This is a genomic window from Loktanella sp. Alg231-35 (genome assembly GCF_900143545.1).
In the GTDB taxonomy this organism is placed as follows: domain Bacteria; phylum Pseudomonadota; class Alphaproteobacteria; order Rhodobacterales; family Rhodobacteraceae; genus Yoonia.
Genome location: NZ_FREV01000001.1, coordinates 423,956 through 437,137, shown reverse-complemented (window position 1 = coordinate 437,137; position 13,182 = coordinate 423,956). Strand labels below are relative to the sequence as shown.

At 55.7% G+C, this 13,182-nt stretch carries 14 protein-coding genes; all 14 read right to left on the bottom strand.

Annotation, left to right across the window (positions count from 1 at the left end; translation table 11 throughout):
• Positions 1–73: 73 nt before the first annotated feature.
• Positions 74–1,198, bottom strand: a complete 1,125-nt coding sequence (locus DHN10_RS02165) for a M56 family metallopeptidase (protein WP_108813599.1) — start codon at positions 1,196–1,198, stop codon at positions 74–76.
• Positions 1,188–1,583: a BlaI/MecI/CopY family transcriptional regulator gene (locus tag DHN10_RS02160; RefSeq protein WP_108813598.1), complete on the bottom strand. Its 396-nt coding sequence runs from the start codon at positions 1,581–1,583 to the stop codon at positions 1,188–1,190. Before DHN10_RS02160 ends, DHN10_RS02165 begins: the two co-directional genes overlap by 11 nt.
• 79 nt (positions 1,584–1,662) lie before the next feature.
• A complete protein-coding gene (locus DHN10_RS02155; RefSeq protein WP_108813597.1) occupies positions 1,663–1,941 on the bottom strand; it encodes a DUF2160 domain-containing protein in 279 nt (92 codons plus the stop codon).
• A 1-nt stretch (position 1,942) separates the two neighbouring features.
• A complete protein-coding gene (locus DHN10_RS02150) occupies positions 1,943–2,740 on the bottom strand; it encodes a carbohydrate ABC transporter permease (protein ID WP_108813596.1) in 798 nt (265 codons plus the stop codon).
• Positions 2,737–3,600 carry a carbohydrate ABC transporter permease gene (locus DHN10_RS02145; RefSeq protein WP_108813595.1) on the bottom strand — a complete coding sequence of 288 codons (864 nt, stop codon included), beginning with the start codon at positions 3,598–3,600 and terminating at the stop codon, positions 2,737–2,739. The genes DHN10_RS02150 and DHN10_RS02145 overlap by 4 nt, the downstream gene beginning before the upstream one ends.
• The gene (locus DHN10_RS02140; RefSeq protein ID WP_108813594.1) at positions 3,597–4,673 is read right to left on the bottom strand and encodes an ABC transporter ATP-binding protein; all 1,077 of its coding nucleotides are present in this window, start codon (positions 4,671–4,673) and stop codon (positions 3,597–3,599) included. Before DHN10_RS02140 ends, DHN10_RS02145 begins: the two co-directional genes overlap by 4 nt.
• Entirely contained in the window at positions 4,673–5,746 is a 1,074-nt protein-coding gene (locus DHN10_RS02135; protein WP_108813593.1) for an ABC transporter ATP-binding protein, read from the bottom strand. Before DHN10_RS02135 ends, DHN10_RS02140 begins: the two co-directional genes overlap by 1 nt.
• An 87-nt stretch (positions 5,747–5,833) precedes the next feature.
• On the bottom strand, positions 5,834–7,570 hold the full coding sequence (locus tag DHN10_RS02130) for an ABC transporter substrate-binding protein (RefSeq protein WP_108813592.1): 1,737 nt from the start codon (positions 7,568–7,570) through the stop codon (positions 5,834–5,836).
• Positions 7,571–7,869: 299 nt separating this feature from the next.
• Entirely contained in the window at positions 7,870–9,204 is a 1,335-nt protein-coding gene (locus DHN10_RS02125; protein WP_108813591.1) for an ATP-binding protein, read from the bottom strand.
• Positions 9,201–9,863 carry a response regulator transcription factor gene (locus DHN10_RS02120; protein WP_108813590.1) on the bottom strand — a complete coding sequence of 221 codons (663 nt, stop codon included), beginning with the start codon at positions 9,861–9,863 and terminating at the stop codon, positions 9,201–9,203. The genes DHN10_RS02125 and DHN10_RS02120 overlap by 4 nt, the downstream gene beginning before the upstream one ends.
• A gap of 53 nt (positions 9,864–9,916) precedes the next feature.
• Positions 9,917–10,360 carry a hypothetical protein gene (locus tag DHN10_RS02115; RefSeq protein ID WP_108813589.1) on the bottom strand — a complete coding sequence of 148 codons (444 nt, stop codon included), beginning with the start codon at positions 10,358–10,360 and terminating at the stop codon, positions 9,917–9,919.
• 63 nt (positions 10,361–10,423) lie between these two features.
• The gene (locus DHN10_RS02110; protein ID WP_108813588.1) at positions 10,424–10,606 is read right to left on the bottom strand and encodes a hypothetical protein; all 183 of its coding nucleotides are present in this window, start codon (positions 10,604–10,606) and stop codon (positions 10,424–10,426) included.
• Positions 10,607–10,822: 216 nt separating this feature from the next.
• The gene (argE, locus tag DHN10_RS02105; protein ID WP_108813587.1) at positions 10,823–11,992 is read right to left on the bottom strand and encodes an acetylornithine deacetylase; all 1,170 of its coding nucleotides are present in this window, start codon (positions 11,990–11,992) and stop codon (positions 10,823–10,825) included.
• A 4-nt stretch (positions 11,993–11,996) separates the two neighbouring features.
• Entirely contained in the window at positions 11,997–13,181 is a 1,185-nt protein-coding gene (locus tag DHN10_RS02100; RefSeq protein ID WP_108813586.1) for a M24 family metallopeptidase, read from the bottom strand.
• Position 13,182 lies beyond the last annotated feature (1 nt).

Genomic DNA, 13,182 nt, shown 5'->3' with positions numbered 1-13,182 from the left:
TGTCGCTGAAAAGCGGCAGGGCTTCTTTTTGTTGACCCACCCGGCATCGCGCGGGCCTTTTGGTGCGCGTGGATTATGGCAGCACGGACCGGGTGTTCAACCGTTCCAGATTGACGATGGTCGACAGCATTAGCCGGTCGTGGCTCCAGTCATTTGTCGGGCGAAGTGCCACTGTTGCAAACAACGTCAGACACACCGTCAGCGCCACGAGCACCGAACCAATACGCCGCCGCTCGCTGGCCACATCACCGTCCAGCAGCGATACGATCCGCAACCGCAGGAAGCTGCCGGAGTGGCTGGCGTTCATGCGGCGATCAAGCTGCACAAAAGGTACGCTGGGTGTAATGATCTGGTTTGTACGGTCGCCCATCAGACTGGTGCGGCACACCCGCAAAAGGCATTCACAATAATCCCGTACGGGATGGGTGTTCTTGCTGAGGACTTGTTGATCACAGGCCAGTTCGCGCAACCGTTCCACATCACGTTTGCAATACGCAAAGGCGGGATTCCAGAAGAAGAAAGGGCGCATCAACTCAAGCGCGATTTCCCATGTCAGGTCATGCTGGCGGATATGCTGCACCTCGTGCGACACGGCAATCCGCACGTCATTCTTATGCGCCAGCAGGTCGGTGGGCAGGACAACGTAGTAGCGAAACAGTCCGCGCGTCGAATAGGGAACGCGGGTTTCATGGGTGAAGCGGACGTCGATGCGCCCGATCCGGTGCAGCACATAGCTGTTGCGGATCATCCTCATCAGACAAAGCGTATCGCGCGCGTTGCGCACAACCACAATGCAGAAGCCGCCGATCAGAGCACCCAGAACGGCATAACCCAGCCAGCCCGACAGCGAAGCAATGTCGTGCGTTACTTCGGTGCGCCACATCAGAAGGCGCTCAAACTCGGTTGGCGCAAGGGCAATGTTCCCGTGCAGATACTGCGAGACAAGAAAATCCGACAAGCTAAGCCCCGCGTGATCAGACAGCACACCCCAACGTTGGAAGGCCTCAATCCCGGTCGCAATGAACGGCGACAGGACAACCATGGCCACAAGCCCGTAAAGCAGGTTGATCTGGATCTGATAGGCCTGCCGCAACGAGGACCGCGCGAATAGTTGCTTTGAAACAAACCAGATCAGGGCTGCGGTGATCAGGACCACATTCGTGTCGATGTAGGCGCTTAGTAGGTGTTCAGTTGTCATTTTCTTTCAACCTCCTATCCAAAAGTGCCCGTATTTCTTCCAGTGCTTCCTCAGACATGCCTTGATCGCTGACCAGACGCGCCACCATGGTTGCTGGTGTGCCATCAAACAGTTTGTCTGACAGATCGCGCAGGGTCTTTGACTGATATGCATCCTTGGCCAGCATGGGTTTGTAGACGAATGTCTTGCCCCGCTTTTCGCTGGTCACGAAGTTCTTTTGTTCCATGATCCGCAGGATTGTGGCGGCAGATGTATAGGCCAGATTGCGTTCCGGGGCGAGTTGCGCAAGCACATCGCGCACGCTCCCCTCGCCCAACGCCCAAAGCTCTGTCATGAACTCAAGCTCGACCTCGGTCAGGAACTCAACTTTTTTCTTTTGCCGCATACTGCACACCGCCATCGTCTGAACTGCTCCCCAGAGCAGAGTAGATACTAAGACCTTCGTATGTCCAAGAAATTTCGCATCAGACCTTCCAAAAACAAATCAGCCCCCAGCCAATGCTGATCGCCAGCGGGCCCCAAAGCGGCATGCCAAAGAAGAATATCCAAGCCAGAAAGATGTAAGCCGTACCCAACAACGACAGAAACAATCTATCGCCCCGCGTCGTCGTTAACCCCAAAATGCCCTTGCGCTCGGACGTGCCGGGGTAGCGGATTTCGATGAAGGTGATGATCCCCATTGCGGTGAACAACCCGATGAAAAACAGCCCCGTAGGCCAAGTCCATGCCATCCAGCCAAACATATCAGACCCTCCCCAGGGCAAAGCCCTTGGCAATGTAGTTGCGCACGAAATAAATCACGATGGCGCCCGGTATGATGGTCAATGTGCCTGCTGCTGCCAACAGCCCCAGTTCATAGCCCGCCGATGAGGCCGTTTTGGTCATCGTTGCGGCAATTGGTTTGGCCTCGACTGCCGTGAGTGTCTTAGCGAGCAGCAACTCCACCCATGAGAACATGAAGCAGAAGAAAGCGGCAACGCCCACGCCAGCTTTGATGGAAGGCAGAAAGATCGTGGTGAAGAACCGGGGGAAGGAATAGCCATCAACATAGGCGGTTTCGTCCAACTCCTTAGGTACCCCGCTCATGAACCCTTCCAAAATCCAGACCGCCAGCGGGATATTGAACAGGCAATGCGCCAGCGCGACCGCGATATGCGTGTCGAAAAGCTCAACCGCTGAATAAAGCTGAAAGAACGGCAAAGCAAAGACCGCCGCGGGGGCCATTCGGTTGGTCAAAAGCCAGAAAAACAGCGTCTTGTCACCTAAGAAGCGATAGCGGCTGAACGCATAGGCCGCAGGCAAAGCCACAGCCAGCGATATGGCCGTGTTCAGCGAAACATAGATGATCGAGTTGATGTAACCCCAGTACCAAGTCGGGTCGGTAAAGATGGTGACATAGTTTTCCAGCGTGAAACTTTGGGGGAACAGGCTGAACCCTGCCAAGATCTCATTCGTGGTTTTGAACGACATCGCCACCAGCCAATAGATCGGCAGCATCAGGAACGCGATGTAGATGATCGGGATGAGGGACCGCTTTTTCATTTCGCGTCGTCTTTCGTCATAAGTGTGTAGAACAGCCAGCTGACCAGCAATGTGATGGCAAAGTAGATCAGTGACATCGCCGCCGCCGGGCCTAGGTCAAACTGCCCAAGGGCGATTTTGACAAGGTCGATTGACAACAATGTGGTTGAGTTGCCGGGGCCACCACCGGTCAGCACAAAGACCTCGGTGTAGATGTTAAAGCTGTCCATGAATCTTAGCAGGATCGCGATGGTCAGGACCTGTTTCATTTTGGGCAATTGAATGTAGCGGAACACTTTGAAAGGCGACGCCCCGTCAATCTTGGCCGCCTGATAATAGGCATCTGGGATCGACACGAGGCCTGCGTAGGACAAGAGCACAACAAGCGACGTCCAATGCCAGACATCCATCGTGATGATGGTCGCCCAGGCCGCAAAGGGGCTTTGCGTCATGTCATAGTCAATGCCCAACGTGGTGTTCATCAGATAGCCCAGAAGGCCAATGTCAGGCAGGGTAAAGATGTTCCACATCGCCCCCACGACGTTCCACGGGATCAGCATCGGCAACGCCATCAGCACTAGACAAACTGGCACCCAAGGGCCCTTGCGCGGCATCGACAAGGCGATGATCACACCCAACGGAACCTCGATCAAAAGGATCAACCCTGTGAAAAGGAACTGACGGCCCAATGCCGCATGAAACCGGTCGGAATTCAGCAATTCTTCGAACCAACGCAGCCCTTCCCAGAAGAACACGTTGTTACCAAATGTTTCCTGCACCGAATAATTGACCACCGTCATCATCGGAATCAACGCATTGAACGCGACCAGCAAAAGGACCGGCAAAACAAAGAACCACGCCTTGTGATTTTGGGTTTTCATGATGCTGCCCCTGTCGTCGCAAGCCAGCCATCGCGGTAAAGCCGGGTCTGGTCTTGTTGAAATTGCAGATGAACGGCGGCACCCTGTTCTGGCACAGCACCATCGGTGATCGCTTTGACGGATGTGTCACCGATCATCGCCTCGACCACGCTGTGGCGGCCAATATCGGACACTTTGCGCACCGTCGCGGGCAGGCCCACATCGCCGATCTGTACAAACTCGGGTCGGATGCCAATCTGTGGTGTGCCCTCCTTTGCCGTGACCGCACCTTCTAGGGCAACATTATGCTCGCCAAGGAACGCGCCGCCGTCACGCATTTCTGCAGAAAGAACGTTCATGCCGGGCGATCCGATAAAGTGGCCGACAAATGTATGCGCGGGCCGTTCGAACAATTCTTCTGGCGTGCCGATCTGCACAACTTCACCGTCCTGCATCACCACAACCTGATCGGCAAAGGTGAGTGCCTCGGTCTGGTCATGGGTCACATAGATCATCGTTGCCTGCACCTTCTGGTGCAGTTCCTTCAGCTTGGAACGCAGCTTCCACTTCAGATGCGGGTCAATCACGGTGAGCGGTTCATCAAACATCACGACATTTACGTCGTCTCGGACTAACCCACGTCCCATGGATATCTTTTGCTTGTTATCAGGGGACAGGCCTGCGGCCTTGGCGCTTAGCAAATCAGTGACTTCGAGCATGGTAGCGATCTCTGCAACACGTGCGCTGACCATTGCCTCATTCATACCGCGATTGCGCAAGGGAAAGGCCAGATTGTCGTAGACTGTCATCGTGTCGTAGATGACAGGAAACTGGAAAACTTGCGCGATATTGCGTCTGTCAGGTGGCAACGCAGTGACGTCCTGGTCATCAAACAGGATCTGCCCCTCCGATGGCGTCAGCAAGCCGGAAATGATGTTCAGCAACGTTGACTTGCCACAGCCGGACGGGCCCAGCAAGGCGTATGCGCCGCCATCGGACCAATCAAGGTCGACTTCCTTGAGCGCATAATCAGCAGGCGATGTCGGATTGGGCAAATAGCTATGCCGCAGCTTCGACAGGGTAATCTTGGCCATTAGATGGCTGCTCCTGCTACAGTGGCACCATCAGGTGCGAAGTAAAAACAAGCTGAGGGATCAAGATAGAACGGGTGATCCACACCAACCTGATAGGGATGAGTGCCATGCGACAGCGACACCCAATCCCCTACGGGTAGACGAAAGTGGGCAGAGCTTTCAGAGCCTGACAATTCCATCACAAGCACGCGGCCAGAAAGCGGCACGGTGTTCTTGTCTGTGGCCGTCGGGGTAACGTGGTGGGGACGAATGGCAACGACATAGTCACCATCTGCCAACCCCTTGGCCTCGCCCTCGGCAGGCCAAACGGTATCGCCCATTTTGATCTGATCGCCAGTTTTTGTCACTGACGCTTGGTTGATCGGCGGGTCAGAGAATACTGCAGCCGCAGTCAGTGACGTCGGTGTGCGATAAAGATCCGCTGTGCGTCCGAACTGCACAACCTGGCCATCATCCATCAAACCCGTCTGACCACCCAGCAACAGGGCTTCTTCCGGCTCTGACGTGGCATAGACAACAACCGCGCCCCGTCCGGCAAATAGTTCCGGCAGCTGTTCGCGCAATTCCTCGCGGAGCTTATAGTCGAGGTTGGCCAGCGGTTCATCAAGGAACACAGCGCGGCTTTCTTTAGCAATGGCTCGGGCCAGGGCGGTGCGTTGCTGCTGACCACCGGACAATTCATGCGGGCGGCGGAGCAGCATGGGGCGCAGCTGCAGGATATCGGCGGCTTCTTCGACCCGGCCTTGGATTTCAGATTTCGCCATACCGGCCACTTTCAACGGCGAAGCGATGTTATCGTAGACCGTCATATGGGGATAATTGACAAAGAACTGGTGGACCAAAGAGATGTTGCGCCTTTGGGTGCTCAATTTGGTGACATCCTGGCCATCCAAAATGACTGCGCCGCTGGCAATCGGTTCCAACCCCGCCATCATCTTGATCAGGGATGTCTTGCCCGATCCGGTCTGGCCCAACAGCACGTTGAAGTGCCCGGTCTCAAGTGTCAGCGACGTGGACTTGATATGGGTCCGGCCATCGACGACCTTGGTAATATTCTTAACTTGCAGTGTCATAAAGGCTCTTCGCTGCGTCAGAGTGAATTGCCGAGGCCCATCACAGGCCCCGGCAGACGTCGGCGCAAAGAGCGCCAGACAGGGAGGTTACTCAGTTGCCCACCGGGCAACCAATTCGTCGTAGTTGACGGTTTCGCCCTGCGGCTTTTCGTTCTCAAGCGGTGGCTTGGCGCCGCCGTTTGCGAACCAGTACTCCGCAGTTTGTTCGTCGTTCAGACGTGGGCCACAGCCGCCATAGACGTTGGCAGCTTCATCAGCGGCCTGCATCCGTGACATGGTGATGTCCATTTCCTCAGCCAGACGATCCATCGCCTCTTGCGGGGTAAACGCACCAGAATTCACGTCACCAATCTGCTGCCACCAAATCTGGGCCAGCTTTGGATAGTCAGGCACATTGATGCCCGTTGGCGACCATGCAACACGGTCAGGCGAGCGGTAGAATTCCACCAAACCACCCAGTTGCGGCGCACGCTCAGAGAACGACTCGTGGTTCACTGTGCTGTCACGGATGAAAGTCAGACCCACATGGGATTTTTTCACATCAACCGTTTTAGACACGACGAACTGTGCATAAAGCCAAGCCGCTTGCGCACGATCCAGTGGTGTGGAGTTCAGGATCGTCCAGGAACCCACGTCCTGATAGCCGACCTTCTGGCCTTCTTCCCAGTACGGCCCATGCGGGGATGGGGCCATGCGCCACAGTGGGTTGCCATCGGCATCCACAGTGTTGTTGCCCGCAGACTGAGGGGCGACCATGTCGGCGGTAAAGGCCGTGTACCAGAAGATTTGCTGGGCCACGTTGCCTTGGGCCAATGCAGGCAGTGACTGATAGAAGTCATAGCTTGCGGCACCTGGAGGCGCATAAGCACGCAACCATTCGTCCCATTTGCGGATCGCATAGACCGCAGCCGGACCGTTCGCCGCACCACCGCGTGTGACAGATGCACCAACGGGGTTACATGTGCCCGCTTCCATGCGGATGCCCCATTCATCGATGGGGATACCATTGGGTTCGCCAACAGACCCTGCACCGGCCATCGACAGCCAGGCATCGGTCATCCGCCAGCCAAGGTCAGGCGCGCGTTTGCCGTAATCCATGTGACCGTAGATGCGCACACCGTCGATTTCCTGCACGTCATTGCTGAAGAATTCGGCGATGTCCTCATAAGCGGACCAGTTCACCGGCACGCCCAACTCGTAGCCATATTTGGCTTCGAACGCAGCTTTGTTTTCTTCATCGTCGAACCAGTCCTTGCGGAACCAATAAAGGTTCGCAAACTGCTGATCCGGCATCTGATAGAGATCACCATCTGGACCCGTCGTGAACTGGATACCCATGAAGTCATCCAGATCAAGATCGGGGTTCGTCACCGCCGCACCTTCACCGGCCATAAAGTCGGTCAGGTTGCGCGCCAACTGCAAACGCGAGTGTGTCCCGATCAGGTCACTATCGTTGACGTAAGCGTCATAAAGGTTCCGGCCGGTTTGCATCTGGGTCTGCACGGCCTGAACGACCTCGCCTTCGCCCAAAATCTGGTGGTTCACCTTGATGCCGGTGATTTCCTCGAAGGCGCGTGTCAGCACTTCGCTTTCGTAGGAATGGGTTGGAATGCCTTCGGAGAGCACGTTAATCTCCATCCCGGCATAGGGTTGTGCGGCTTCAATGAACCACTGCATTTCAGCCATCTGTTCGTCCTTGGACAGTGTCGACGGCTGGAATTCTTGATCAATCCAACGCTGTGCTGCCGCTTCATCAGCCAAAGCACTATTGGACCCCGCAACCACGGCAGAAACCGCAACTGCGGAGAGCAGATACTTGCGCATCTTTTCTCCTCCCTTGAGATGTTTTGTGCCGGTTTTCGCCGACACGCTAATGTGAGCGCGGAATGCTGGATCTGTCAAACTAAAATTTTAGTAGAAAGGCGTGAATGTCATAAGTATCTATTTTTCAAAGTAATTTTTGGATAGCTTTACTCGCGGAGAAACAAGCATTCGCTCAGCAATAGCCCCAGCCGACTCAATAATGAGAGTTCGCGCGTTTGTGCCGTGCCACCCAAAGTATCACCGCGCGGGGCTAGATTATCCGCACTTTTGGATTTCATAGTTTTCGGCTTCAGTTTGGGCTAATGCGCACGAGGCAAATTCACGACAATCCTAGCGCCGCCCATCGCCTCGGACCGGCCAACATCAATTGTGCCCTGATAGGCTGCTACCAGATCAGAGGCGATGGCCAGCCCCAAGCCCGTGCCCGGTTTGGTTTCGTCCAGACGCTGGCCGCTGATCAACGCGCGTTTCTCGGCATGAGCCGCAATGCCATCGCCGTCGTCCTCGACGCTGAAATGAACCCAATCGTCCGACGACGACACACTCAGGCCAATTGCAGACCGTGACCACTTGAGCGCGTTGTCCAACAGATTGCCGAGAATTTCTTCAAAATCGATCTGGTTGATCTTTGCATGCAAATCCGGTGGGGCATCAAGGATCACATCGCGATCCTTGTTCTTGGCCAGTGCCGTGAATGCCCGCCCCAAACGGGCCAGACAGATATCCAGACTTGTCGTTTCTTTTTCCGACGCGCCATCCTGCGAGGCCTTCATCCGGGCAAAGGATCGGTTGAGCTGAGCATCCAATCGGTCAAGCGCATTGATGCCGCTTTGCACCGACACGCCACCCAGTTGCAGTTCAAACAGTTCATTGCGCAGCACAGAGGATGGGGTCTTGATCGCATGGGCCAGATCGGCAGTTTGCCTGCGAGACCGGTCAACGATATCCCGGTTCCGGTCCAGCAGATTGTTGATTTCGGTCACAAGAGGGCGAACTTCCAACGGATAATCATCGACGGGCAGTTCGCCTTCATATGTCTCGCGGTCAATCACGTCCCGGCGCAATTGCGACAGAGGCCTGAGTGTGAACCAGACGATCAGCAATGCACCGGCAATCGCCAGCACACCGACAAAAGCAAAAGAGATATTCAAACGACGTCGGAGTTCGGCCTGATCCGCATCAATTGTTTGGGTCGATGAGGCGACTCTGACAAGCCAGACCGCTCCATCATCAAGCGTCACTTCTTGCGCGAGCACGCGCAATTCCTGACTTGCGGGGCCAGCGACGTTCTGCACGGTAACATCAGTGCTGGCTGACGGCATTGTTGGCAGGAGTGAATCCGCCATGGACCGAGATACGAGTATGCGCCCGTCATCGCTTTCGACTTGCCAGTAGTTGCCCGAAAATGGCCGCTGGTACACGGGATCACCGATCTGGCGCGGCATTGCCTCAGCCTCTCCGTGGCTGTTTGCAAGGGCGACAACAACCTGCGCATGCCGGGCGGTCAGGAATTCATCAAACCGCGATAGCGTGAGGCGATCAAGGTAGTTGCCAACAGCAGACGTTCCGGCCAAGGCCACGATCGTTGCCCAAACGGCACCCCCAGCAACAGCACGGCTGCGAAGCGACTTCACGTCCCAAGCTGGATCGAATAACCTCGACCGTGTTCTGTCTGGATCAGCTCATTGCCCAATTTCTTGCGTAGACGCGTAATAAAGACCGCAATCGTATTAGAATCGCGATCATCGCCATATTGATAGATATGCTCGGACAGCTCTGTCCGCGAAATGGGCCGATTGGCATTATGGAAGAGATAGGACAACACAGCGGTTTCCTGTGCCGTCAATGTGATTTGAATCTGGTCAAGCGTCACCCGCCCGTTCCTGCTGTCATAGCTTACGCCGTCCTTTTTAAAGACCGGGCTCCGCTGCGTTGCATTTCGACGCAGCAAGGCGCGCGAACGCGCCAGCAATTCAAGCACATGAAACGGTTTTGTCAGATAGTCATCGGCGCCTGCATCAAGCCCATCAACCCGGTCTGCCCAGCCATCACGGGCCGTCAGAATGAGAACGGGAATGTCGATGCCAGCCTCACGCAAAGCCTTGAGAACGGTGATCCCGTCCAGTTTCGGCAAGCCGAGGTCCAGCACGATGAGGTCATAGGGTTCCGTTTCACCAAGAAACTTTGCTTCGTCGCCGTCCGGGGCAAGATCAACAGCATGCCCTTCCCGAGACAGGGACAGTCTTACTTGTTCGGCGAGTTCGATATCATCTTCAGCAACAAGAATACGCATGCATCAATTGCTAGTGAGATGTGCCCTGAATTGCCAGAAAAATGCGCATTGCCTTAGTTTCCGCGGCCGTTGCCATTGCCGTTGTTACCGGAGTTGCCGTTGCCATTGCCGTTGTTACCGGAGTTCCCGTTGCCATTGCCGTTGTTGCCAGAGTTGCCGTTGCCGCCCGAGTTACCGTTGCTGCTTTGTGCTACCTTTGAAACGCTCTGACCCATCTCGCTGTTGTGCGAAACGCGCTGTCCGTTGACGCCGTTATAGAGTAATTCGACAACCGACCCATCACCACGTTTCAACAGCAAACGGTAGGTCATTCGGCCTTCTGACAGAAAACCGCGGATGTCCATCACATCGCCACCAAACGTGGCGGAAGCGTCTGTTAAGATCGCCTCGGTACCCAGAACTTGCTGTTGGGCGACAAGCTGTCGCATCTGTTCCTGAGACAGCTCAAGCATGTCAGCCATCGCCACCTTAGGCAGCAGCCCCAGGATAGCGGCCAACAGAATTCTTCCCAATTTTCTATGCATTTCAGCGATGAACTTTCACACTATCTAACGATGCATCTACGCCACGAGGGCAGATGTGTCCCATCTTTCTTCGATGTCACTGACAACGCTGTCCACGCTAGGAAAACGTGACGACTCTGTCGCGATCGCGTCAATCGCCCCGGTCATGATATCAATCTCTTCATGACGAACTTCTTTCGCGTCGGCTTCTTTCAGCAAACCAAAGTTGACCACTAGCATCTCTTCTCTCTCTTCTGCGCATCAACGAATCGCAAGATACGTGAGCGCTCAAGTTCCTCTGCTTTGATGCCACAGGCCCAGTGAACCACTTCGAAACGCTGCGTTCATGAATTATTCATGTGCTGGAGCAGTATTTAAATACAATATTTACATATACTTATGTCATTCTTAGCCACCTCTTGGGGCGAAGGGGAAAGTCCGTTCTACCACCGAAATTCACAACCTGTTCATCGTATCGGATAGCTTGCCACCCAGTTTCTCCAGCATCGTCAGGCACTGGCTTAGTTGATCAACCTTTATGAATTCATCTGCTTTATGGGCCTGTTCAATCGACCCCGGCCCGCAAACGACAACATCCATACCAAGGGACTGAAAAATACCCGCCTCGGTTCCAAAGGGCACCACGTCAGCGCCATTGGCCCCGGTTAGCTCCATGACGATGCGCAGCGCCTCGTTGTTGTCCACTGGAACCAACCCCGCGACTTCGCCGATCACTTCCGTCTCAATCGATGCCGCCGGGTGGACCGCACGCATTTGCGGCAAAAGCACGTCGTTGCAGTAGGCCGCGATAGAGGATTTGACGAAATCCGCGTCGCTGACCTGAACCGGGCGCATTTCCCAATCCACCTGTGCCTTAGGCGCAATGACATTATGCACACTGCCCCCTTTTAGCGCCCCAATATTGAGCGTGGTCCACGGGGGATCGAAGCGGCTGCTGTCTGGTGCCATGGTTTTCAGCGCAGCGCGCAGGGCCAGCAACCGGCTAACGTAACGCACCGCAAATTCCACGGCGTTCACTCCCAGATCAGGGGCCGAGCCGTGGCCCTCAAGCCCTTGAAACCGGGTCGTGTATTCATAGCACCCTTTGTGCCCTTCGATGATCTGCATGTTTGTCGGCTCACCGATAATCGCCAGCGACGGTTTGATCGCACGATCAGTCAGGGATTGCGCCAGATGCCCGGCCCCGATGCAGCCGGTTTCCTCGTCATAGGTGAAGGCGAAATGTAGTGGACGTTCGCGCACGCTTTGCGCCAGATGCGGGGCCATGGCGAGCGTTGCCGCAATGAACCCCTTCATGTCGCAGGTGCCGCGCCCGTATAGCTTGCCGTCTTGTTCCACCATCTCGAAAGGGTCACTGGTCCAGTCCTGATCGGTAACCGGAACAACATCGCAATGACCAGAAAGCACAATGCCCCCGTCGCATGCAGGCCCCAACGCGGCAAAGAGGTTGGCCTTCTTGCCGCTTTTGTCTTGGAAAACATCGACGCTTGCACCGCAAGCCTCCAACCGCTGAGCAAGATAGGCGATCATCTGCAAGTTGCTATCCGCCGAGACAGTCTGAAAGGCGATCAGATCCGCCAGAATACGCTTGGTCTCTGCAATCATTGAATCAGTCTTTCACAAAGAGTTTGCGGTCGATATCGCAGAGGGTCTCAGCCGGACCATCAGCGCGGATCAGGATCGTCTCGGTTGTCTCCAGCCCCCATGTATCCATCCAAAGTGCGGGCATGAAATGGAAGGTCATCCCCGGTTCGAGCACGGTTTCATCTTCGCTCCTGATCGAGGCCGTGCGCTCGCCCCAATCGGGCGGATAGCTCAACCCGATGGGATAGCCCATGCGCCCGGATCGTTCGATACCGTGCATGGCCATGACCTGCATGAAGGCGTTGGCGATGTCGCAGGTGCGGTTGCCTGCCCTTGCCATCTCTAACCCAGCGGCGATGCCTTCAAGCTGGGCCGCCTCTGCGCGCCGCATCTCATCCGGTGGTGTGCCAAGAAAAACAGTGCGACACAGCGGGGCGTGGTAGCGGCGGTAGCACCCGGACAATTCAAAGAACGTAGCCTCGCCCGCCCGCATGGGTGCCCCATCCCACGTTAGATGGGCTGCGGTGGCGTCCAGCCCTGATGGGGTGAGTGGCACAATTGCGGGATAGTCACCCCAATCATCGTCCACGCCAGAAATGCCTGCGTGCATAATGTCCGCCACAAGGTCATTCTTGCGCACGCCGGGCGCTGCGCGTTCAATCGCCGTGTTGATCACCTTTTCAGAGATGCGGGCCGCTTTGCGGATAAAGGCAAGTTCGGGATCGGATTTGACCAACCGCTGCCAGTTGACCAACGCCGTGGCATCCACCAGCGTGGCGTTGGGCAGCGCTTCGGTCAAAACCGCATGGGCCTTGGCGGAGTAATAGTAGTTTTCCATCTCAACGCCGATGCGGGCCTGCGCCAGCCCGCGCGCCTTGATCTGTGTAGCAAGGTCCTGCATCGGGTGGATCACAGTGGATTGCACATAGTGATCGCCATAACCGATGATATTGTCGTGGTGCATCCAGCAGGTCCGGCGTCCGCCCAGCATGTCCATGTGGCGACCCCACCAGATGGGTTCTCCCTCCATGGTTAACAGCACGCCCTGATGCACATAGAACGACCACCCGTCATACCCGGTGAGCCATGCCTGATTGGACGGGTCGGTGACAAAGATCGCATCCAGCCCAACAGCGGCCATGGCACTGCGCGTCTTAGCGATACGACGGTCATATTCGGATGTCGCGAAGGCAGCATTATGTGTGGTCATC